This is a genomic window from Chryseobacterium sp. JK1, assembly GCF_050632815.1.
GTDB lineage: Bacteria > Bacteroidota > Bacteroidia > Flavobacteriales > Weeksellaceae > Chryseobacterium.
On sequence record NZ_JBODRU010000001.1, the window covers coordinates 620,830 to 643,286 of the forward strand.

Here is a 22,457-nt window from a genome sequence, read left to right on the forward strand (position 1 = left end):
GGTAGTCAAACTGCATATCAAAAGCTGGTTCAATTGTTAACATAGACTTCAAATTCTGAGTAAAATCGAATTCTCAAAATCGAATTCCAAAAATAGCTTAGCAACAATTTCTAGTTAAACAAATATTACTAAAAAATGCGCAAGTAGATATATAAACTGTAGAAAATGAGGGTTTTAACATAATAAAGTTTTTCTCTTTCGCTTGAATTATATACATATATTAGCCATTCAAATTTTAAATATTTTAACACAATGAAGAAATTAAAAAAATTATCTCGTAATGACCTTAAAGAAGTAAAAGGAGGTCAAGTTTGGTATGCCGAAACTAAATGTGGTATAACAGCTACAACTACTCAAGATTGGACTCCGCAACAAGCTAACGAATGGCGTGAGAGGGTTGAAGCCATTAATTGTCGAACACCAACTCATGTAGGGGCTAGTGACAGCTTAGCCTAAATACTCTAAATTCATGCACTTATGGTAAATCATATCCACTATAAGTGCAATTTTATAATGAAAAACATCTATGCATTACCATAAAAATATATTTCAACTATTCATTTTATTGTATAGTGCTTTATCTTTTGCTCAATCACATAAACAAGATACCTTGCGTGGCGAGTTCACTTATCGGTTAAAAGCTAAATTTAATTTACGTACTGATTATAGACATGAAGAATTTTTTACTTTATTGATAGGGGAAAGCCGTGCATTTTTTGCAAGTCAAAATTCTCTTAAAAAGGATTCTATATTAGAAAATTCAAGAGTAATGACAAATAACTCAGACGGAAGCATTACCCTCAGTATTAAAAATGGAACTTCAACTCCAGAAACAAATTTTTACTTTACTATAATACAATCTAGTGAAGCTATACAGTATTTTGCACCAGTTGTCATGTCATTACTCACCTATAAAGAGCCAGTAATAAAGAATTGGAAATTGAGTAATGAGACAAAAGTAATTAACACAATTAATTGTAAGAAAGCAGAAGCTACCTTTAAAGGAAGGAATTGGATCGCGTGGTATTCTTCTGATATTCCATTGCCCTATGGTCCTTATAAATTTAGTGGATTACCTGGTTTAATTGTTAAAATATCGGATGATAAGGGAGATTACGATTTTGAATTGGTAAAATCCATATCTGATTCCAAGTTGAAGGGAAAATTAATCACCATTAGGAAAAGCAGATATACTGAAGCAATAGAAACAACACAGCCGAAACTTAAACAAGCATTAAGAAATGCAGATGCCAATGCTACTGCCGTGCTTGCAAGCTATGGAACCACAATCATAAAAGGACAGGATATGGTAAGACAAAGAGAAAAAGAAAGACAAGAAAATCTGAAATATGAAAATCCAATAGAGCTGTCGGAATAATATTCCAGTAATTAGGGAAGTTTACCTAAACAATGTCCGCAAACATTTTCGGTAACTGCGGAAACAATTTTGACGCAGTTAAGATGATGTACTTCAATCATAAATTTATTGTTATTTAATCATCAAATTTAGCCATTGTATTTCTAAGTATTACAGTAGCATATCAGCATTTAGTTTCTACTATAAATCTAAGTTAGTAACAAAAAGAGGCAGTTCATTAAAGCTGTTTAATATATAAACCTACCATAAAATTCTATTTTGTCCAAAATAGAATTTTATTAATAATGTTTCTTTTGAATTTAAAAAAATGAATATTTAAAAATTAAATTAAAATAAGTTAATCAATTGAAGAAATATTGATAATGTTCATTTTTTATTTTTAAAAAAGGTTTTTAAAATAGTTATTATATAATATATTAATTATTTGATAAAAATATAATTCTTAATAAACTGAAATGTTTTTTGATTTTGTTTTTGGTAATATGTTTATTTGTTGAATGATTCACTTTGAATTATTAGTATTTATAGTGATTTAAATAAAAAATAACATTTAAAATTTATTTGATGGAAACAAAATCATTACAAAAATTAGGAAGTTTTAAACTTCAAAATGAAAAGTTAATAACAATTTTAGGAGGACAGGGAGGGCCTGCTAAACCAAGCTTTGGGGTAACGCCAACAGTTACTGGTGGAGGGGAAGCTGAGTTGCCTTCAGGACCAGGTGGGGCGTGTGTATGTACGGGTTATACAAGTGATTTGGACTTTCATAACGGGGGTATGGGATATAATGGAACATATCCAATAAATAAACCTTGTAACCCCTAAAGTAAGAGAGAAGTAACTATGCTTCTCTTTTACAATTATATAATGTTAATGAAGAAAATATTCTTATTTCTACTTATAGTAGGAAATTTGACAGCTAATGCTCAGGATTTTGAATTGACAAATCGGCATCTCGTTAAATATTACGAATTAATAAATAAAGCAGAAGAAAAAATTATTCATATTGATTTAGCGAGTGCAAATAATCTCTACAAAGAAGCCTTTAAGGAGTTTCAATATCCTCATGCAAAAGATTTGCAAAATAGTATGAATGTAGCTTTAAAAATAAAAGATCTGGATGAAGCTTTTTCTAACTATCAGTCATTGAAATGTTTGGGGAAAGATGTTAATGATGATTTTTTTTCTGAAAATTTCAAAAACGATAAGAAATATAAAATAAAACCTTGTGTAAATAATATTGATTTGAGTTATAAAAAGTCTTTGGATTCTTTATATGAAATTGACCAGTATTACAGAAAATTATCGGGAGGAAACTATGAAGCGTATAAAAACGAGCTTACAAAAAGTGATAGCATCACGTCTACAAAATTAATTAGCTTGATTCAGAAAAAAGGATTTCCTAACGAGTATAATATAGGACTAACTTCAGCAGATAACATGTTTTATCAGAAGTTTTATTATATTATATGGCATCAGTTAGCAAATAATCATTATAGCAGTCAAAAAGTTAATTTTTCTAAGGAAATACTAATAGCTTTAAATGAAGGAAAAATAAGACCAGACATAGCGGGGCACTTATTTGATCTGAATAATGGTACACAGAACTACTCATTTTTTAAGGTTTATCAACTTATTTTGAGTAAGGAAAAACTGGATTGTTGTTATATATCTGAAGCAATTTTACCTGAGAAAAGGACAGCAGAAGTAGGTGTTAAAATAAACGAGATTAACAGAAAAAGGAAACTAATAGGTTTGTCAACAACTGAAGAAGAAGTTCATAAAAATATCTTTTTTCTAAGTGATAAGAAATATCTTTTTTCAAATATTGCGATGGAAGGTTTTCAGTTTAATAATAATAAGGATGCTGAACGATTTAAAAAGTATTTAATTAGGTTAGATGATATTACTCATTAGTGTTGATAATGATACTATGACCGATGAAATATGTAGTTGGTTATCTTATCAAAATAAAGAATTTGTTCGTCTAAGTGAGAATCAACATATCAACAAAGTTTTTTTCGATTTTAAAAGTAGTATTTTCAAAATTTCCATTGGCGAAATTGAGTATAAATTAGAAGACTTTAAATCAGTATTCTATAGAAATGGAGGAGTTTATTATGATATAGTAACAGGTGAAATTGATAGTAATTTAGTTGATTTTTATAATTCAGAACTCAAATCTATATCGGAGTTTATATACTATTATTTCAAAGTAAATGGGGCTCGTGTCTTTGGAAATCTCTTTACTAAAGAAGTTAATAAGTTAGAAGTTCTATTTTTGGCAAAATCTCTAGGGTTAAAAATTCCCGATACTTACATTTTATCAGAATTAAATGACTTTGAGCAGGTTAAAATGTCTGAGTCTTATATTACAAAGGCAGTTTCTGAAATGAAACCTATTATCGTTGAAAATGACCTGTATCTGAATTACACACATGAAGTAGACCTAAATAATATTCATGATAAAAAAGAAAATATTATACCTTCATTAATCCAAAGAAAGATTGATTGTCTTTATGAAATACGGGCATTTTTTTTTGAAAAGCAAATTTGGGCAATTGCTACATTTGATTTTTCTGACAATGTTGATATTAGGAACATAAAAGAGAGAGATAAAAGGTACCTTCCTCTTGAGCTTCCATCAGAACTGAAAAGGAAAATATTAAAATTAGCAAAGAAACTGGATTTAAAATGTGGGACGGTTGATTTGCTACAGTCTAATGATGATTATTATTTTTTAGAAGTGAATCCATTAGGACAGTTTCATCAAGTTAGTCATTATGGAGGCTATCAAATAGAAAAATATATTGCAGATTTATTATGAAAGAAGAAAAAGAATTATACCTAAAAGGAATCGAATTTTCTCTACAGGAATGGAAGAGAAGTAACAGTGTGTCTAAAGTTAAATATTCTGAAAATAAAGATAAGAAAAGTAGAAAAACAAAGATTTTCCGTTCACAAAAACATTATTCCCTATTGTATTAATTATGTTTTTAAAGTTATTTGATTCGGTTAAAATTATCAGAGGAGCCAAAAATTCTATTATTTTGGATGCAAGTACTGGGTTTTTGCAACTCATTCCGATTGCTTTTTTTGATTTACTATCAAATGAGCATCAAAATTATTCTGTATTAAAAAAGCAATTAGATAACGAGAGCGTTGAAGCATTAGAAGAGTATCTTAATTTTATTGTAGATAATAAATTAGGGGTCATTCTAAATTCTAAGAAAGAATTATCAGCTTTTCAGAATGCATCAGAATTTCAAGAAATCCCTTCTTATGTTGACTATTTAATTTTGGATGTCAACAATTCAGATATCTTAGATGATGTGCTGGTAGAACAAATTTGTGATTTGAGAATTAAATATTTACAAATCAGATTTTCAGAACTGGAATTAAATGATATAATAAAGATAATTAGTAAATTAAATTTACTCAATGATTCTTGTATCAATGAAGTATCAGTTGTTGCAAATTATGACTTACAATTGGTTACATTTATCAAAGAGAACCACTATAGTATTTCGAATAAATTGCTCCATTTTATATTGCATTCATCGGATGAACAAGATTCTCAAAATTTAGAACATATTCAGGTAAGTATCATTAAAAATAAAATTAATATCCCTTTAAGTTGTGGATTGATTGATTTAAAAAATATCAATCTTAATCGTAACTTTTATCTTGAAGCTCAACAGTACAACACCTGTCTTAATAAAAAAATATCAATAGATGTAAAGGGCAACATTAAAAATTGCCCCTCCATGCCTCGAAGTTATGGAAATATCCAGGATACAACATTAGAAAATGCTTTAAATCATCCTGAATTTAAAAAATATTGGAACTTAACCAAAGACAGTATTGAAGTTTGTAAAGATTGTGAATTTCGTTATATCTGTACTGATTGTAGAGCTTACACCGAACTCACAAGTTTTAACAATGGACTTGATACTTCCAAACCTTTAAAGTGTGGCTACAATCCTTATATTGGTGAATGGGAAGAATGGAGTACAAACCCTCTGAAACAACAAGCAATTGATTATTATAGAATGAGAGATTGGATGAGAAAATAAAATATACAATTTTTTGAAGTATAATGGTCCGTTACTTTGCGAAAAATATCCAATATTGAATAAAAGAACAATAAAATTTAGTTGATTTTTAAAAATCTCATGAATTTATTTTTTTAGAAGCCAGCGAGTTGGTTTAAAAAGTTGCAAATTGGTCTGAAAAATTTGGAGGAAATTAAAAATCACACTATATTTGCACCACTGAAAACAACGGTATATCCGGAGTTTAAGGAGAGTTGGCAGAGTGGTCGATTGCGGCAGTCTTGAAAACTGTTGACTGTAACAGGTCCGGGGGTTCGAATCCCTCACTCTCCGCAAGGTTAGAGACCAAAAATTTAAAACGCTGTAAGCATTATTGTTTACAGCGTTTTTTATTTTTGTGCCAGTATCAAAAAAAAATCCGAAGAAAATACATACTTCTCCGGATTAAATATTGTCTAATTTTATGTCAGCCTAATGTAGGACGACTCAATTTATTTTAACTCTATAATGTTTTGCTATCAATAACAAACCTATATCTCACATCGCCTTTAAGCATTCTCTCATAAGCCGTAGAGATATTTTTAATATCAATAAGTTCAATGTCTGAAACAATATTGTTCTCAGCACAGAAATCCAGCATTTCCTGAGTTTCTTTGATTCCTCCGATTCCGGAACCCGCTACACTTTTTCTTCCTCCTAAAAGTGGGAAAATACCCAATTGCATTGGGGTAGAAGGTGCTCCAACACATATATGAACCCCGTCAGTTTTTAATAATGAAATATAAAGGTTCATATCATGTTCTGCGGAAACGGTATCCAAAATAAAATCAAAAGAACCTTGTACTGCTTTTAATTGTTCCGGATCACTCGTTACTACAAAATGATGGGCGCCTAATTGTTTTGCATTTTCTTCTTTTGAAGGAGAAGTGCTTAAAACTGTCACTTCAGCACCAAAAGCAACTCCGAATTTCACAGCCATATGTCCTAATCCTCCTAATCCTAAAACAGCCAACTTATGACCTTTGCCCACTTTCCAGTGACGAAGAGGAGAGTAGGTCGTAATGCCTGCACAAAGCAATGGAGCAGTAGCTGGTAAATCTAATTTTTCAGAAATATGCAATACAAACTCTTCTCTTACAACAATGCTGTCAGAATAACCTCCGTAAGTTGGATTCCCGCTACGATCAAGATTGTTATAAGTTTGTGTATTTCCGTCTAAACAGTATTGTTCCAGATCGTGTTTACAGTTTTCACATTCCTGACAAGAGTCAACCATACATCCAACTCCTGCAAGTTCTCCAACTTTGAAATTTTTTACGTGGTCGCCTACTTTAACGATTTTACCTACAATTTCGTGTCCTGGAACCATGGGGAATAATCCCGGAAACCAATCATTTTTTATTTGATGCAGATCCGAATGGCAAACTCCACAATACATAATTTCAATCTGTATGTCGTGTGCGCCGACTTCTCTTCTTTCAAATTCCCAAGAAGCTAAATCAGAATTAGAATCTTGAGCTGCGTAACCTTTTGCTTTAATCATATTAATAAGATTTGTTTAATAATTTTGTATTTGAATAATTGTATAAAGATAAAATAACTTCTAACTAATAATTTAAGGTATTCAAACATTTAATTATAAATTTCAAATATTTTAGAATTTTTGCTAAAGAACTATTTTGAAAATTTTTAATTTTAAAAAAAATAAAGGCATTATATATTTGAACGTACCCAATCAAAAATATAAAATTATAGATTAGGTTGTTGATATCTGGTAGTAAAAGTGATGTTTTTAAATAAAAGTTATATCCAGTAGATATAAGGATATTATCACCACATTACATGGGTATATGAAAGTATATTGTTATCTTTAATTATTATAAAATGGAAAACTATTATATTTATTTTTACTCGAATTAATAATGTATGCGATTTCCAGCACAATAATTGTAAATCTTGAAAAATCAGAAAAGCCTCATTAAACAGTTTGAACTCTCACCTAATTCAAAGGCAGGAATGTTCATTACAAATATGGAAAACAGAGAAGAAGATGAGCACGATGTTTCAAGGCCTCACCGTGATAATCACTGTCAGTTTATGTTAGCCGTGAAAGGTGAATTTAAGTTAAATATTGATTTTGAAAATATTGAATTTAAAGCCCCTGCCATACTTTTTGTTTTCCCAGATGAGGTACACCATGTCATAGAAGTGCAACAGCCAAAAGGTTGGATGATCAGTTTTGATCCATCACTGGTGGATAAAGATGTATTGCAATTATTAGAAAATAATATCAGTAATCCGCTGATGCTTCAAAAAGAAACTGTCTTTTATAAGGAGATTATAATACTGACGGACCTGATTGAAAAGATGCAGTTACATAATACAAACAATTATATTCAAAAAAGCATTCATACATTATTAAATAGTCTTTTGAGTCTCATTGCTGGAAATCTTGCAAGTGTATTACCTAGTAATAAAGAGAAAGAAAAGCGAAGTTTCATCATTAAAGAAGCTTTCATTAAGCTTTCCAAAGAAAATTTTAAAATATGGAAACAGCCTGCAAAGTATGCTGCTGCACTTTCCATTTCGACGGCACATCTAAATGATACCATAAAATCATTGACCGGTAATCCTGTGTCCGTACATATTCAGCAAGCTTCGATTATGGAGGCAAAAAGATTATTATATTTCACGGACAGTACGGTACGGGAAATTGCTTATGAAGTAGGGTATGACGAGCCCGTATATTTCGGAAAACTTTTTAAAAAATTAACCAGCCTCACTCCCCTTGAATTTCGGAAAAAATTCCGTGATCAGGACTATCATTCCCCTTTTTAAAACTACTGCCAGAACCTTTATCGTATGTAAGTTTGCATTGTAATTAATAAACAATTGATATGCAAAACCAAACAAATGTCCAGGTTATCTTGGATGCAGTACGAAAAATAGGCGATGCCTTTTTAAAAGATTATAAAAAAAATCCCATACCACAAAGTATGGATGAGCTATTAAAGCAGTTGGATGATATTGACGACTTATGTCTGACATCATTAAAACAGGATTTGTCTCTGGAATTTCCGAATACATTTTGGCACATTGGTGATGAGTTTGATACAAATTCACAGAGAAGACCAGCAGAACAAAATGAATATTGGCTTTGTGATGCGATGGATGGGGCAATACAATACCTTCAACATATCGCAGGATGGACCATAAACCTTGTCCTTATCCGCAAGGGAAAACCTATAGTATCTGTTATCTATGATCCCCTTGCTGAGGAAATGTTCTGGGCAATAGATGGTGAAGGTGCTTATATGAATGGTCAATTGCTCAAGATTAGTCAAAAAACTGATTTTTCAGTTATGGTGGCCGTTTTTGAATATGGTCATCAGGATAAGTCAGATAACCAATTGAATGAAAAAATTGGTTCTACCGTTACAAAACTGCTTCATAATTTTGGAATCGTTAGAAACTATGGGCCTCACGGGTTACAATTAGCCTATGTGGGCGCAGGAAGAATAGATTTATTTATTCAGGAGGATATCGATACCTATAACTGGATTGCGGGGTTATTAATTGCTAAAGAATCTGGTGCAGAATTAATGACTACTCATGGAGAACCATGGAATTGGGGGAGTGAAAGTCTATTGGTGGCTTCGAAAAAGACTACTGAAAAATACCTGGAAATTAAATCTGCAATATAAATGAAAATAGCAATTATAGGTGCTGGTGCTGGAATTGGATTACAATCCGTCAACAAAGCACTCAAAAGAGGACATACCGTTACGGCATTATCAAGAAATACCGGTGATATTCCGGATCATCCGAATTTAATTAAAATTAATGGAAGTGCTACTTCGGTGTTTGATGTAAGAAATGCTCTCATAGGTGCCGATACTGTAATGATAACAGTGGGGACAAAAAATAAAAAGGCAGTTACACTTTTTTCTGAGATCGCAACAGTATTAACTGAAGTCTGCAAGGAACTTAATTTCACTTCTCCAGTTTTAGTTATTACCGGTTTTGGAGCTGGAGAAAGTGAAAAATATTTGAACTTTTTTATGCGGACAGTCATTTCTTTATTCCTTAAAAGTCAATACGCAGATAAAACCAGAATGGAGGAACTCATTACAAAAAGTTCCATAAAATGGGAGATTGTAAGACCAGGAATGTTGACCAACAGTTTAGATTCATCAACCTACCGGATTTTAAAGAGTTTATATACAGGAATGAAAGTGCGTAAAATTTCAAGAGCGGATGTGGCAGATTTTCTTGTAAACGAAGCTGAGAATCCAAAAATGCTGTATCAATATGTTACACTTACTAATTAATTAGCTATAATATCTGCATATTCAGCTGTTCCTGGCGATAGTATTTCTTATCGTGAAATTAACTTTTAGATGGGTTTTACCTTTTGATAAGGTTTGTTCACCAGAATAAGTGGGCTGTTTTTCCCCAATTTTAGTGTAAGATTTTAACCCTTCAGGAAGCTATTGGTTGGTTAGATTAATCGTATATTTTACCAAAATTAATTAAATGAAGTCCTGAACTCTAAAGGCGTAAGTCCCGTTGCTGTTTTAAACATTTTACTGAAAGACTGCGGATGTTCAAATCCGAGTTCGTAAGCTATTTCGGATACTGTAAAATCTGTATTGATGAGTCTTTCTTTTCCTTTTTCAGTAAGTTTCTCCCGTATATACTGTTGGGTGTTTTTTCCGATAAGTGTGCGCAGGACATCACTCAGATAGCCAGGTGAAATGTTTAGCTTGTCTGATATGTACTGTACAGTGGGTAGTCCTTTACGTAGTGTTTCCTGATGGTTGAGATAATCATCAAGAATAGTTTCGGTTTTTTGGAGGATATCATTATTGACAACTTTTCGGGTAATAAACTGCCGCTTGTAAAATCTGTTAACATAACTCAATAGCAATTCAATCTGAGCAATCATTACTTCTTCGCTGAATTCATCTATTCGACTGTTAAGTTCTTGTTCCATGATCTTAAAGATGGAAAGGATGATTTCTTTTTCGGATTCTGAAAGATGCAGTGCTTCATTATAAGAGTATAAAAAGTAACCATATTGCTTTATTTTTTTTGCTATAGGATGACCAAGCAGAAAGTCCGGATGAATGAGCAATATATAACAATGGGTTTCACTATTGTAATCAGTACTTCCTGCTAATTGATTGGGTGCTAAAAACAGCATGCTGCTTTCATCATAATCATAATAGTTTCGCCCATACTTTAATCTTCCTCTGTTTTTTGTGATAAAGGTGATTTTATAGAAACTCAAAATATCGTAGATGGGAGCCATCGTCGTATTGAAAGGATTGTCTTTATTGAAATGAACAAGACTTATCATTGGGTGTTGAGGTGCCGGTAACCCAAACGCCTGATGAGTTTCCGATATTGATATAAAGCGGATCAGTTTATCGTCTTTACTTTTCATACTATAAATGTAAATAAAAAACCTATGAAATTTGTTCTCATAGGTTTTTAATCCTGAAACAATTTACCAAGGGAGAGTGGTTTCAGTTCTTCCAAAATTTGCCGGCCCCGTAAAGCTTCCTGTTGGAAGATCTTCTGCTAAAGCAACTCTGATGGGTTCTATAGAACCTTCCTCAACGGTGTCGGTACCCTGAAAGTTATTAAGTGCCGTTGCTGTAAATCCCGGACTTACAAGATGAACTTTGATATTCGTACTTTCCAGGTCGATTGCCAGGGAAAGAAAAATACCGTTTAGTGCAGTTTTTGAGGCACCATAGACAGCATCAAAACTTGTGCGAAATGGATTTTCCGGATTAGAATTAATAGTTAATGATCCAAGAGCACTGGAAACAGTTACAATCCGTGCACTTTCTGCTTTCTGTAACAAGGGAAGAAAGGCCTGCGTTAAGGCAAGTGTCCCAAATACATTGGTTTCCCAAACCGCTTTCAGTTCATGGATCGGGACGATTGAGGCACGTTGTGAATTTAAAATATCTTCCATGGTACGACCTTGTTTACCAACATGAGAAACTGCTGCATTATTGACCAACAGTGTCAGATATCCATATTCAAGTTCTATGGTTTCTACTGCTGCTCTTATAGATTCATTGTCAGTAATATCCAGTTGGAGTGCTTTTGCTGATCCTCCGAGTTGCGTTATAGCCGCATCTCCTTTTTGTTTGTCACGAGATCCTGCATAAACGGTATAGCCATTTTCTACCAGAGCTTTAGCGATCTGAAATCCGACACCCGTGTTAGCACCAGATACTAATGCTACTTTATTTTCATTGGTCTGCATAATTTGAATTAATTTAAAATGATACAGCAAAGTTGGATATTTAAGAGGCTATAGTTGTATCCCAATTGAGACTGTTTGTAATCCAATTGAGGGTAATTTCATTGTATCGCTGATGAAATGTATGACGTATTAGCTGATGAGTAAAATTACTGATTAATAATCTGCAAATCAGTGTTGTATTGTTGATTGGCCTTCAGACATCATTTTTATAAATTCCTTTATCGATTCGTCAGTCGGAGATGCAAAGTCCGCTATTCCTTCCACTGTTTCCCGAGATAAACCTGCTGCCCGTTCAAACATGATGTTTTCATAAGCTGCTGTTGCAGTATGAAGATCATTGAATGCAGTATTTGTAAGGCATTCGCTTAAGTCTAAGGCATCCAGCATGGCTAAATTTACTCCCTCACCGTTAGGAGGCATCAGATGCGCCGCATCGCCGATAAGGGTAAGACCTGCTCTTGTGGTCCATTGATGTTCCATCGGAAAATAATTCAGGGGGCGGAGTACAAAATGTTGACACGCCTCAAAAAGGGTAAAAAATACCTCGTTCCATTCTTTAAAATGATCGTTCAGATAGCTGCGTACTGCTCCGGCATCTTTAAAATCAATACCATTTGTCTCTCCCCAGTTTTCGGGGTGCATCGATGCAGCATAAAAAGTTAAACCGCCGTCGCCACGGAGTTGTACAGCGATTGTTGAGCCTGCTCCCATTGCCATGAGGTTGGCTTGATCTACCCATTGGAAGATTTCCGGGCATTCATCCTTTGGATGATTTATTTCTCCTTGTATAATTGTAGCACCGGAATATAAAGCTTTAATATCTGTTAGGATAGGACGAACCAGAGATCGGTATCCATCTGACCCAATTACAATATCTGCAAATGCTGTATTGCCATTTTTGAAATGAAGTTCCCACCCATTTTTAACTTCGTGCATGCTTACAAACTGGCTATTCCATATCACAGTGTCTGGCAGTAATGAGGCCAGCAGAATATCCCGTAGTTTTCCCCTATCAATTTCAGGTCTGAAATGCTCATTGCCAAAGTCTGCTGTCCCTTTCTGATTCCCATCATCTAATAAAATATTGCCTTTAATATCAAGCAAGCGATATTTATCAGCACCGGGCATATAGTTTGCGGCAAATTCTTCTAATAAACCTGCAGCGTTGATTGCCTTGAGTCCGGAATCGAAATGCAGGTCTACTATGGAGCCTTGCACTCGCGAAGACTGACTTTTATCCCTTTCATACACCTGTACATTGACCCCTTTTTGCTGTAAAAGTTTTGCGAGTGTCAGTCCACCGGGACCGCCGCCAACAATTGCAATCTTTTTGCCTGTTAATAAATTTATCTCCTGCGAGGTTTCCATTTTGATATCTTTTTTTGATAAGCAAAGGAACATCCATTTCAGAAACGTTACAATAATAGATGGAAGTAAATATAGGACTATTCACGGTTTAACTCTCGGAAAGCGGCAGGCGTGAGGCCGGCAACTTTCACAAACAGCCGAATGAAATATGAATAATCATCATAGCCCAAATCTCCTGCGATTTCTTTAACGGACTTACTTGAATGAAAGAGCATACGTTTGGCTTCCAGTATAATTCGCTGTTGAATATGGAATGTCACAGATTTTCCTGTTGTAGCCTTAACGCATTCATTTAAATACGATGTTGAAATATGAAGAAACGAAGCATACTCGGAAGGGGAGGAGGTTTTTCTGAAATTAGCTTCTAAAACGTTGCGAAACTCTTTGGTTATGATTTCAAATCTGCTGTGTAGGCCTGCTGATTTGTTCTGAGATACATATTGTGATGCAAATAAAGTGACTAGCGTATTACAACTTTCTTTAAGAACAGTGTGATAAAGTTGGGTGGATTTTCTTTCGGATATCCTCATACAAAGATGGAAAGCTTCGGAAAGAAGAGACTGTGATGTTTCATCTAATGTTAGAGGGGTAATCGGAACCAGATCCTCCAACAGGTTAAGATGTTCGGGTCTTAGATTTTCTTTTGTGACAATCCAGGTACTGATGAGCGCCTGATTAAATGCTATCAGACGGTGCACTTGATCGGGATGAATGAAAATGATTGAAGATGCCTGCAGATCATAAGTTTGAAAATCTATCTCTATACTTGTAGTTCCTTCTTCCTGTATGATAAAGGTATAACCACTATCTCGATGAGACCGTTCCACTTCCTCAAAATTGGGTGATCCGTGGAATGAATCCCTCATCAACATAATTCCTCCGCAGCTTTCTTCATGTAGCATATTGACAGGAATATTTTCACTCTTTCTCGACATTGTTTAAAATTACAAAGTTTTCTCATATATACATAGCAGTACTTCTGGATTTTCTATATCAATGAATGGGATGGTAATTAATTGAAAATCAAAACATTATTTTTTGAATCACGTTTTTTAATTTAAGAGTTGTATATTTACCATGTTAATAGTAAGATTTATAATCTTATTATTTTGCTGCAGTTTGTCTTAAATTAATAAGTACTTTTATTCGGAACTGTAAACGAAACCTGATTGTTTAGGCGGTAGTCTTACTACTTTTAGTCTCTTAACGGATTTTTGGAAGCTCCCTATCTGAATGGACTTATTAAAAATATATAATTCCAGAATGTGACTTTAATTTATAAACCTTTATGTTTTTTCAGCTCTAAGTCTAAATATTCTGTAATAACTCCAAGGCTTTCATCATATCGATACCTTTTCCCAGCACGGGCTTAAACAAATCTTTTTTCTTCTTAATTCTTTCTAGAGCGTTATGTATATTAAAATCTGTTGGTTTTAGTCCTTTTTTTAATTCCTCCCATTCTAAAGGCATCGAAACAGAGGCTCCTTCTTTTGGTCTTACGCTGTAAACGCTTGCTAACGTTTGTCCCGCTCGGTTTTGAAGATAATCGAGATAAATTTTCTTCTCGTCTCTTTTCTGTAAACTTCTTTCTAAAGTCGTAGTTTTTGGCAATTTTTCATTCACTTGTTTCATTAAAATATGGGCAAAATCTTTTACCTGGTCGAAATCATACTTTCCCCCCATCGGAATATAAACATGAATTCCTGTACTTCCAGAAGTTTTACAATAACCTGTAACTGTAATGGATTTTAAGATTTCATTCACTTGCTGAGCAGCTTCAATGACATCATTGAAAGTATTTTTTTTTGAAGGATCAAGGTCTAAAACCAAAAAATCAGGATGCTCCAAATCGGGAATCGATGAATTCCATGGGTTCATATCAATACAGCCTAAATTATTCAAGTAAGTTAAAGTTGCTTTGTCATTGCAATAAATATAATCGATGTATTTATCGGTAGATTCCGAATAAACCTGTGTCGTTTTAATCCAGTCAGGAATATGGTCACCCGCATCTTTCTGATAAAAACCCTGCTCTTCAATACCGTTTGGAAAACGGTTTAAGGAAAGCGGGCGGTTTTTCAGGTGCGGTAAAATATACTCCGCCACAGACTGATAGTAATCGATCACCTCACCTTTTGTAATGCCGTCCTTGGGAAAATACACTTTATCCTGATTGGTAAGTTTTACTTTATGTTTATTTAATGTAACTTCTTTCTCTTTTTCTGGTATTTCGGTTTTTGTTTTCATTTCTTTAGGTTTTTCATTGATGTCTTCAGGATTTTTATCTTCGCGAATAGTCACAAATACAGGATGTCGGAACATTCCATCGTTGGTAATTTCAGAATATTTTATCTCGCAGACTAATTCAGGTTTTGTCCACGTTACGGGCATATTGGTCTTAGGAGCGGATTCAAAAGGTGAAGTTTTTATCACCATTTTTTTTAATCTTCCATGAATTTGCTTGATCGATTCTTTATTAAATCCTGTTCCGGTATGTCCGGCGTAAATCAGTTTTCCATTGCTGTATTTTCCTAAAATCAAGGCTCCGAAACCCTCTCTGGAACCGCGCGGTTCAGTAAAACCACAAATAATGGCTTCTTCTGTGTTGGTGAATTTTATTTTAAGCCAGTCTGAACTTCGACTATTTTCAAGATAAAGACTGTCTGATTTTTTTGCAATCATTCCTTCCAGCTTCATTTTTTGCATTTGTTTAAAAAAATCAATACCTTTTTCAGGGATATGGTCGCAATATTTAATGATATCCGTCTCCGTTAAAGCTTCTTTCAGAAGTTCTTTTCTTTGGATTAAAGGGATTTTCTCTGTCGAATGGCCATTCAGCCATAAAATATCAAAAACCTGATAAGCTAAGGCTAAATAGGGTTGGTCTCCAATCTGTTGCAATAACTGAAAATTAGGTCTTCCGTTTTCATCATAAGCAACAATTTCACCATCTAAAATCATTTTATGTTTTTGATTTTTGAAATCCTGTGAAATTTTTTCAAATTTGGATAAAAAAGAAATTCCATTTCGGGAATAGAATAAGGGGTGTTTTTTGCTGAGATCGGCAATGGCGCGGTAACCATCCCATTTTATTTCAAAAAACCAGTTTTTATCGTTGAATGCCTTTTCGTAAGGTTTTGCCAGCATCGGCTTAATGAAATTTTTTAATTTTTTCTCATCAACTAAATCATTGAACCGTTGAAACTTAGGCTTCGTTTCTGAAGTTATAACTTCTTTTTGTTTGTTTTTAGGCTTTTTTTTTCTTCTAAAAATTTTGTAACCCGGGAGTTTTTGGTGGTATTTTCTTCGGCATCGTAATGTTCTTCTGCAAACTGATCGTTGTGCTTAATCAAAAGCCATGCATTATTTTCAGCATTTTTCATTTTAACTAAGGCAAATTCTCCTTTTAGTTTTTTGCCGTGAAGAATAAATTTTAACGAACCCGCTTTTAGTTCCTTTAACAGTTCTTTTTCATCCGAAAGTTTTGAATTTTGGTCTAAGGGTTCATAGGTTCCACTGTCCCAGATTTCAACTTGCCCCGCTCCGTAGTTTCCTTCAGGAATATTTCCTTCAAAATCTTTGTAATCGTAAGGATGATCTTCAACTTCCATTGCCAAGCGTTTATCCTTTGGATTTAAAGAAGGACCTTTTGGAACTGCCCAACTTTTTAAAACACCTTCCATTTCCAGTCTGAAATCATAATGAAGCCGTGAAGCCGCATGTCTTTGAATCACAAAAATAAGCTGGTCTTTGCTCTTTTTTGTTTTTCCCTTCGGTTCGCTCGTTTCGTCGAATTTCCGTTTTGCGTTGTAATCTTTTAGAGCCATTATGATGCGTTTTTAGATTTAGGCGTCTGTAAACTGGCTTTTAACTGAGCCATCAGATCAATCACTTTACCTTCTTTGGCAGGTTCTGTTTTTTTCGTTTTAATACCTTTTCCTTTCGCTTTCTGTTTGATAATTTTCATTAAAGAATCGGAGTAGGTATCTTTGTACATTTGAGGATCGAATTCTTGCGAAAGTTGCTCTATAAGGCTTACCGCCATTTTCAGTTCGACTGGCTTGGGAGCTTTTTTAGCGGGTATTTTTAAGTCTTTATAGTCGCGTATTTCCTGAGCGAATCTTAAACGGTTTAAAACCAGAATATCATCATTATAAGGGCGAATTAAGCCGATGGCTTCGCTTTCTCTGAGGACAAAGGTACCGACGCCGACCATTTTTGTCTTTGCTAGAGCATTGAGCAAAAGTCTGTAAGCACTTTCCCCATTTTTCTGAGGTTCGAGATAGTAAGGATTTTCAAAATAAACAGAATCAACTTCAGCTTCCTTTACAAACTGGTCGATGGATAAAATTTTGGATTTTTCGGGACTTGCGGCTTCATAATCTTCTTCGTTCAAAACAATGTATTTATCATCCATAAGATAACCTTTTACAATGTTTTCCCACTTAACCTCCTTGCCTGTTTTTTCGTTAACTCTCTTGAATTTAATATTCGAATAATCGGATTTATCAAGCATATCCAAATCCAATTTACTAGTTTCTGTGGCGGAATAAATCTTTATAGGAATATTGACTAAACCAAAGCCAATGGCGCCATTCCAAATTGCTTTCATTGTACTTTATTTTGTATTAATAACTTACAATGATTGTGCCGTATAAAAAAATCAATTATATTAATTTAATAGGAAATATATAACAGACATGAAATGTTGTTCTTATTCTGGAAATGATTAGGGGAAAATTAATCGCTTTCTTTATTTCACCTCTTTCTGATTTCATTTGTAGTGATGTACACTTTGTTAAATTTCATTTTAAACCCAAACTGGGAGTTCATTCAGTGGCATGGCCGGGAAGCACAGAAGATTTCAGGGAATGATCCTTATTTTCATCGTCGCGATCTTTGGGAGCTTTCCCGGAATGGGGGAGTACAAATTGTTCCTGAAAAAGATGAATGCAAATTTGATTTTGATCTCCTTGATCTGACAAAAATAATCCCTGAAGAACTGGTCCCCGTAGAAATTGTTGGAACCTTAACTTTAAACAGAAATCCTGACAATTTCTTTGCAGAGACAGGACAGGTAGCCTTTCATCAAGGTCATATTGTTCCCTGAATAGATTTCACTAATGACCCACTTTTACAGGGATGGCTTTTCTCATACACAGATTAAAATCTACCTGACATCCTTCCATAATATACAATCATGGTTTAACAATTCCATAGTATTGTTGAACTGTGTAATTTGTTGTTTTTCGATAGTAGAATGAGTACTAAATGGTTTAATCCTTATTTGTTTTGGTAAGGTTCTGCACCGGAAACCACTTCTGAAGAATCTTCCCTTGATACGGCTTGCGGACTCCATTTTGCATGTTTTGAAGGCTTAAGTTCATGGCCCATCTTTTTGGCATACACCTTAGTGAATTCTGCACCAAAGAAAATAATCTGACAGGTATAATAAATCCAGAGAAGCAATAAAATAACAGTACCGGCTGCGCCAAAGGCAGAACTTGGATTGAAGGTTTCAAAATAAAAAGTCAGGATGTATTTGCCAAGAGTAAAAAGAGCAGAAGTTACTGCTGCACCTACCCACACCGACTTCCAATGCAACTCAACATCGGGAAGGATTTTGAACATCGCTGCGAAAAGGAATAAGGTAACTATAAAACCGATCACGACATTAATAATATTCACAGCAACTAAAGTTTCGAGTCCGAAACGATGGATAAACCAATCATTAGCAAGACCGATAAAAGAGCTGAGCAACAATGTAATCAGCATAAGAAATGCAATAACAATGATCATCCCCAAGGAATTGGCACGATCCAGAAGGTATTTTTCCCAAGCTTTTTTCGGAGCTGCAACAACATCCCAAAGCTTATTTAAGGATTTTTGAAACTGGAAAAAAAGCGATGTTGCACCAAATACAAGGGTAGCAATACCAATAATTTTCATGAAAACATTCTTTTTATCCACCATCCCGGCAACCACTATTTCTTCAAGGCTTTTCCCAACATCTTTTCCCATCATGCTTCCGACAAGCTTTGTTATTTCCCCACGAACAGCCTCTTCCCCAAAGAAAATTCCGGTAACCCAGATAACTATAATGAGAAGTCCCGGAATTGAAAAAATGGCATTATATGCTAAGCTTGCTGCCTCAGTGCCTAGATCACGTGCACTCCAGTCCTTATAAGTACCTTTAAGTATTTCCCAAAAATTATTTACTGTTTTCATGATGTATTCGATTTACAGGTAAAAACCATTAATGAAATTACTACCGGCAAAACCTCCTTTTATGACGACAATATGTTTTTCATAAAAGGATATTTTTGTGATTGGTGTCTTAAAATGTATCCAATAATAAGACCAATAACCATAAAAATTGAATTTGTGGTATTTTTTATAAAATAGGTAAATACACAAATACTAATCATCAGAATTTAGAATTTGTGAAACCGATTGATTCTAAATATTGGCCTTTGTCAAAATTAGTAGGTGAAAATTTGGATGAATGTATAATGTATTTTAAAAATTGCACATCTGGCACAATACATGTTCTATTTGTTCCTGAATTCAAAAAAAAGTAAACATGAGACAAGAAGAACAATTTCAACAGACTCTATTACGAAAAACAGTCGTAATAACAGGATCTAGCAGTGGAGTAGGAAGAGCTGCTGCAGAGGCTTTTGCTTTGGAAGGATGCAATATAGTTATTGTAGCCAGAGGGCAGAAAGGTATAGATGAGGTGGTTGAGCTCTGCAAAGGATTGAGAGTAGAGGTATTGGGGATTTCCGCTGATACATCGGTTGCGGCAGATATAGAAAGGGTAGCAGAAGAAACACTCTCAAGATTTGGGAGAATTGATATCTGGGTAAATAATGCAGGGGTTATGGCGAGTGGAAAATTCGAAGAGATTCCAATGGAGATTCATGAACAGGTTATTAAAACTAATCTATTTGGCTATATGCATGGAGCTTATAATGCTATTAAAATTTTCAAGAAACAAAATGAAGGGATCTTGATCAACAATGTTTCTATAGGAGGGTATATGCCGGCCCCTTACAGTTCTGTGTACTCAGCAACGAAGTACGGGATTAAGGGGATGATGGATGGTCTTCAAGGTGAGATTTCAAATTATGCAAACATTCATATTTGTAATTTGTACCCTCAACTGCAAAAATCTACTGGGAATCTTCATTCTGCAAAATATTCTGGATTCAAGATGGGGATCTCCTTTATTGCTTCAGATCCACGAGATACCGCTGCAAAAATGGTTGAATTAGCCAGAAAGCCGAAAAAAGATTTATTTCCTGATTTCAGAGCGTATGCAATAACTTCAATTTATAGACTTTTCCCCAAAGCAGTAATCAATACAGCATCCGCCGGTGTACGTTTCATGATGAAAATGAAAAATGGTCCTGAAGTATCCGGGAATATCCTTGAGCCTTCCCAAGAACCACTTCAAATATATGGCACTCCTCCTTCAAATACTTCCAAGAATGTAAAAGTAGCTATAGTCATAGGGGTTGTTGCTGGTTTTGCTATAATGGGGTTAAAAAAGGGTCTGGTAAATAAGAGTAGTTAGGAGCATTGGATAAGCATATATTTGAATTCGGAGAGATAACTCCTCTCAGTTTAATTAATCAGCTATAGTTACAAATTGTTCTTTAAGTTTTTCTTTGTTATATCTTGTGATTAATTTTTTAGATAGTTGTTAAATAAAAAACCTTTATCAAAATAGATAAAGGTGTGTATTCTATATTTTTATGACTTACAATATTATTCTTCTACAAAGCTCTGAGCAGACTTTACAATGGAGATTTTACCACCAACAGAGCATTGGCATATAGAGATGTCTAACAGCTCTTTTTTGCCTTCAATTTCAAAATCAGAAGTATTGCACCACTTAACAGGTGATGGAGAACAGGAAGACCTTAAAACACTACACATTCCAAAAGGTTTGATGTTAGTATTGGGTTGTTTATCTTCTTCAGTAGCCTGTAGCTTTCCTTCAATCTTCATAAAAGACTGGCTTGTTACTGTGAGTGGAGTTGGTGAGGCTCCTTTGTCACATTTTAGTTGTGTGGTATCTGTGATGTGTTGAGGCATATTGTCATTTTTTTGAAGTTTTCTTTTTTGGTGTCACTCCAATAAGCTTTCTTATATAATTATCTAACTCTTTAGATTCATAGAAGTCCATACAATGCCAAAAGATATAGTTAGCTTTACTATCCTCAAGATTTTCCGTAATTCCCATTTTATAGTAATCTGAAGTTGTTTTCTCTATATGCTTATCTAGCAAATTCAGTTTACTATAGTCGGCACTTTTAATTTGGAACATATATGATGCTGAATAATCATGACTGATAAATGAAGGGTCAGCATTTTTGTAATTATTCGACAAACACTTATGTAAGGCATATTTTTTAAGAATTACACTTTCAGTTTGTGCTGTTATTATTGTACTAAAAAATATACATAAAACTGTACTAATTATTTTAATTCCCATACTCTTATTCTATTAGTCTGAACAAAGTCAAGTTCATTTTTTTTATTTATTTTTAAATAAAGCATACTGAAATAATATTTTGTATTTGTAGGGTCATCATGCTGTGGATTTCCGGGATATATTAAATGCTGAGTATCCCATAATGTGAAATGTCCAGTTGCATCATCCCATCCAGAAACATCAAATACTATGACACCTTTTGTTTTTCTTATGGTAGTCCATTCAGCAGGGCTTATTGCTTTTTTCATTGCTTTTAATTGTTGCCACTCAGTAGGGTTTACAGATTTTCTTTTTTTATATGTATCGGGCATTTTTATTTCGTCTAACTTAATATCTATTTCAGGTTTACCCAAGTGTTCTGCAAGATACGGACTTAGCTCTCTAACTCTTAGCCAATAAGACTGATTTTTATCTCCACTCATTACTCCACCTTTTGTTCCATAGCCTGAATTGCTTTTAGGTAGTTTAAAACCACTTAAATTTAGTCCTCTACTCATCCGTATAGCACAAGAATTTGCCAAATAAGAGTTTAATAACTCCTCATCAGTCTTAAATTTTGGAAAATTGCCACCAATATCACTATATTAATCTTTTGATTTAATAGAGCTGTTAGGGTAATTTTTAATCATATCTTTCCAGCTTGGTCTTAAAACCTGAATGGGTCTTGTTTGTTGATTTCCACACGTGGCACAAAAACGTCTTGGTTCCTCTAGTAATATAGGTATAAAGTTATTAATATTCATAATAGTATATTTATGTGTTTTCTGTTTCTTCTGTCATAAGCTCAAGAGTGTGAGCTTTTAATGGCTCTTTAAAGATTGCTATCCCATCTTTATCTACTGTCCCTGATAAAGTTAATTCATTTAG

22 protein-coding genes, 1 tRNA gene and 1 pseudogene are annotated in these 22,457 nt (G+C 34.0%); 12 read left to right on the top strand and 12 right to left on the bottom strand.

Going from position 1 to position 22,457, the window contains the following annotated elements; genetic code table 11:
- Positions 1 to 252 precede the first annotated feature (252 nt).
- The 7 genes from ACQ76T_RS02860 to ACQ76T_RS02890 all read left to right on the top strand — a co-directional run bounded on the left by ACQ76T_RS02860 (position 253) and on the right by ACQ76T_RS02890 (position 5,766).
- Positions 253 to 456, top strand: a complete 204-nt coding sequence (locus ACQ76T_RS02860) for a bacteriocin-like protein (RefSeq protein ID WP_431341839.1) — start codon at positions 253 to 255, stop codon at positions 454 to 456.
- Between the two features lie 70 nt (positions 457 to 526).
- On the top strand, positions 527 to 1,378 hold the full coding sequence (locus ACQ76T_RS02865; RefSeq protein ID WP_431341840.1) for a GLPGLI family protein: 852 nt from the start codon (positions 527 to 529) through the stop codon (positions 1,376 to 1,378).
- A 564-nt stretch (positions 1,379 to 1,942) separates the two neighbouring features.
- Positions 1,943 to 2,203 (top strand): hypothetical protein, encoded by a 261-nt coding sequence (locus ACQ76T_RS02870; RefSeq protein WP_431341841.1) that lies wholly within the window; start codon positions 1,943 to 1,945, stop codon positions 2,201 to 2,203.
- Between the two features lie 48 nt (positions 2,204 to 2,251).
- Positions 2,252 to 3,295, top strand: coding sequence for a hypothetical protein (locus tag ACQ76T_RS02875; protein ID WP_431341842.1), 1,044 nt, complete (start codon positions 2,252 to 2,254; stop codon positions 3,293 to 3,295).
- Positions 3,279 to 4,205, top strand: coding sequence for a hypothetical protein (locus ACQ76T_RS02880; RefSeq protein WP_431341843.1), 927 nt, complete (start codon positions 3,279 to 3,281; stop codon positions 4,203 to 4,205). The genes ACQ76T_RS02875 and ACQ76T_RS02880 overlap by 17 nt, the downstream gene beginning before the upstream one ends.
- Positions 4,206 to 4,368: 163 nt before the next feature.
- Positions 4,369 to 5,454, top strand: a complete 1,086-nt coding sequence (gene gwsS, locus ACQ76T_RS02885) for a grasp-with-spasm system SPASM domain peptide maturase (RefSeq protein WP_431341844.1) — start codon at positions 4,369 to 4,371, stop codon at positions 5,452 to 5,454.
- A gap of 227 nt (positions 5,455 to 5,681) precedes the next feature.
- Positions 5,682 to 5,766 (top strand) — tRNA-Ser (locus ACQ76T_RS02890).
- A gap of 169 nt (positions 5,767 to 5,935) precedes the next feature.
- Here the strand turns inward: ACQ76T_RS02890 and ACQ76T_RS02895 are convergent.
- A complete protein-coding gene (locus tag ACQ76T_RS02895; protein WP_431341845.1) occupies positions 5,936 to 6,976 on the bottom strand; it encodes an NAD(P)-dependent alcohol dehydrogenase in 1,041 nt (346 codons plus the stop codon).
- Positions 6,977 to 7,389: 413 nt separating this feature from the next.
- Between ACQ76T_RS02895 and ACQ76T_RS02900 the strand changes: the two genes are divergently transcribed.
- The 3 genes from ACQ76T_RS02900 (at position 7,390) to ACQ76T_RS02910 (ending at position 9,764) form a co-directional block, all read left to right on the top strand.
- Entirely contained in the window at positions 7,390 to 8,271 is an 882-nt protein-coding gene (locus ACQ76T_RS02900; RefSeq protein WP_431341846.1) for an AraC family transcriptional regulator, read from the top strand.
- Between the two features lie 158 nt (positions 8,272 to 8,429).
- Positions 8,430 to 9,137, top strand: a complete 708-nt coding sequence (locus ACQ76T_RS02905; RefSeq protein WP_431341847.1) for an inositol monophosphatase family protein — start codon at positions 8,430 to 8,432, stop codon at positions 9,135 to 9,137.
- On the top strand, positions 9,138 to 9,764 hold the full coding sequence (locus tag ACQ76T_RS02910) for an NAD(P)-dependent oxidoreductase (RefSeq protein WP_431341848.1): 627 nt from the start codon (positions 9,138 to 9,140) through the stop codon (positions 9,762 to 9,764).
- Between the two features lie 197 nt (positions 9,765 to 9,961).
- On the opposite strand, the gene ACQ76T_RS02915 is transcribed toward ACQ76T_RS02910, so the two are convergent.
- From ACQ76T_RS02915 to ACQ76T_RS02945, 7 genes are all read right to left on the bottom strand, one after another.
- Entirely contained in the window at positions 9,962 to 10,882 is a 921-nt protein-coding gene (locus ACQ76T_RS02915; RefSeq protein ID WP_431341849.1) for a helix-turn-helix domain-containing protein, read from the bottom strand.
- Positions 10,883 to 10,945: 63 nt separating this feature from the next.
- On the bottom strand, positions 10,946 to 11,719 hold the full coding sequence (locus tag ACQ76T_RS02920) for an SDR family NAD(P)-dependent oxidoreductase (RefSeq protein WP_431341850.1): 774 nt from the start codon (positions 11,717 to 11,719) through the stop codon (positions 10,946 to 10,948).
- Between the two features lie 168 nt (positions 11,720 to 11,887).
- A complete protein-coding gene (locus ACQ76T_RS02925) occupies positions 11,888 to 13,087 on the bottom strand; it encodes an FAD-dependent oxidoreductase (RefSeq protein ID WP_431341851.1) in 1,200 nt (399 codons plus the stop codon).
- Positions 13,088 to 13,164: 77 nt separating this feature from the next.
- Entirely contained in the window at positions 13,165 to 14,022 is an 858-nt protein-coding gene (locus tag ACQ76T_RS02930) for an AraC family transcriptional regulator (protein ID WP_431341852.1), read from the bottom strand.
- Positions 14,023 to 14,395: 373 nt separating this feature from the next.
- A complete protein-coding gene (gene ligD / locus ACQ76T_RS02935; RefSeq protein ID WP_431341853.1) occupies positions 14,396 to 16,234 on the bottom strand; it encodes a DNA ligase D in 1,839 nt (612 codons plus the stop codon).
- 77 nt (positions 16,235 to 16,311) lie between these two features.
- Entirely contained in the window at positions 16,312 to 16,914 is a 603-nt protein-coding gene (locus ACQ76T_RS02940) for a DNA polymerase ligase N-terminal domain-containing protein (RefSeq protein WP_431341854.1), read from the bottom strand.
- The gene (locus ACQ76T_RS02945) at positions 16,914 to 17,699 is read right to left on the bottom strand and encodes a Ku protein (RefSeq protein ID WP_431341855.1); all 786 of its coding nucleotides are present in this window, start codon (positions 17,697 to 17,699) and stop codon (positions 16,914 to 16,916) included. Before ACQ76T_RS02945 ends, ACQ76T_RS02940 begins: the two co-directional genes overlap by 1 nt.
- Positions 17,700 to 17,881: 182 nt before the next feature.
- On the opposite strand from ACQ76T_RS02945, the pseudogene ACQ76T_RS02950 reads away from it, so the two are divergent.
- Positions 17,882 to 18,194 (top strand): annotated as a pseudogene (locus tag ACQ76T_RS02950) (catalase); the annotation flags it as partial.
- 176 nt (positions 18,195 to 18,370) lie between these two features.
- Here the strand turns inward: ACQ76T_RS02950 and ACQ76T_RS02955 are convergent.
- Entirely contained in the window at positions 18,371 to 19,318 is a 948-nt protein-coding gene (locus ACQ76T_RS02955) for a YihY/virulence factor BrkB family protein (RefSeq protein WP_431343709.1), read from the bottom strand.
- Between the two features lie 352 nt (positions 19,319 to 19,670).
- Here ACQ76T_RS02955 and ACQ76T_RS02960 point away from each other — a divergent pair, with 352 nt between their 5' ends.
- Positions 19,671 to 20,666, top strand: coding sequence for an SDR family NAD(P)-dependent oxidoreductase (locus tag ACQ76T_RS02960; RefSeq protein ID WP_431341856.1), 996 nt, complete (start codon positions 19,671 to 19,673; stop codon positions 20,664 to 20,666).
- 194 nt (positions 20,667 to 20,860) lie between these two features.
- Here the strand turns inward: ACQ76T_RS02960 and ACQ76T_RS02965 are convergent, their stop codons facing one another.
- Genes ACQ76T_RS02965 through ACQ76T_RS02975 form a run of 3 tightly spaced genes read right to left on the bottom strand, consistent with a single transcriptional unit; the run spans position 20,861 to position 22,111 of the window.
- Positions 20,861 to 21,190, bottom strand: coding sequence for a DUF4280 domain-containing protein (locus tag ACQ76T_RS02965; RefSeq protein WP_431341857.1), 330 nt, complete (start codon positions 21,188 to 21,190; stop codon positions 20,861 to 20,863).
- Between the two features lie 4 nt (positions 21,191 to 21,194).
- The gene (locus tag ACQ76T_RS02970) at positions 21,195 to 21,590 is read right to left on the bottom strand and encodes a hypothetical protein (protein ID WP_431341858.1); all 396 of its coding nucleotides are present in this window, start codon (positions 21,588 to 21,590) and stop codon (positions 21,195 to 21,197) included.
- Positions 21,575 to 22,111, bottom strand: a complete 537-nt coding sequence (locus ACQ76T_RS02975; protein WP_431341859.1) for a T6SS effector amidase Tae4 family protein — start codon at positions 22,109 to 22,111, stop codon at positions 21,575 to 21,577. Before ACQ76T_RS02975 ends, ACQ76T_RS02970 begins: the two co-directional genes overlap by 16 nt.
- Positions 22,112 to 22,457 lie beyond the last annotated feature (346 nt).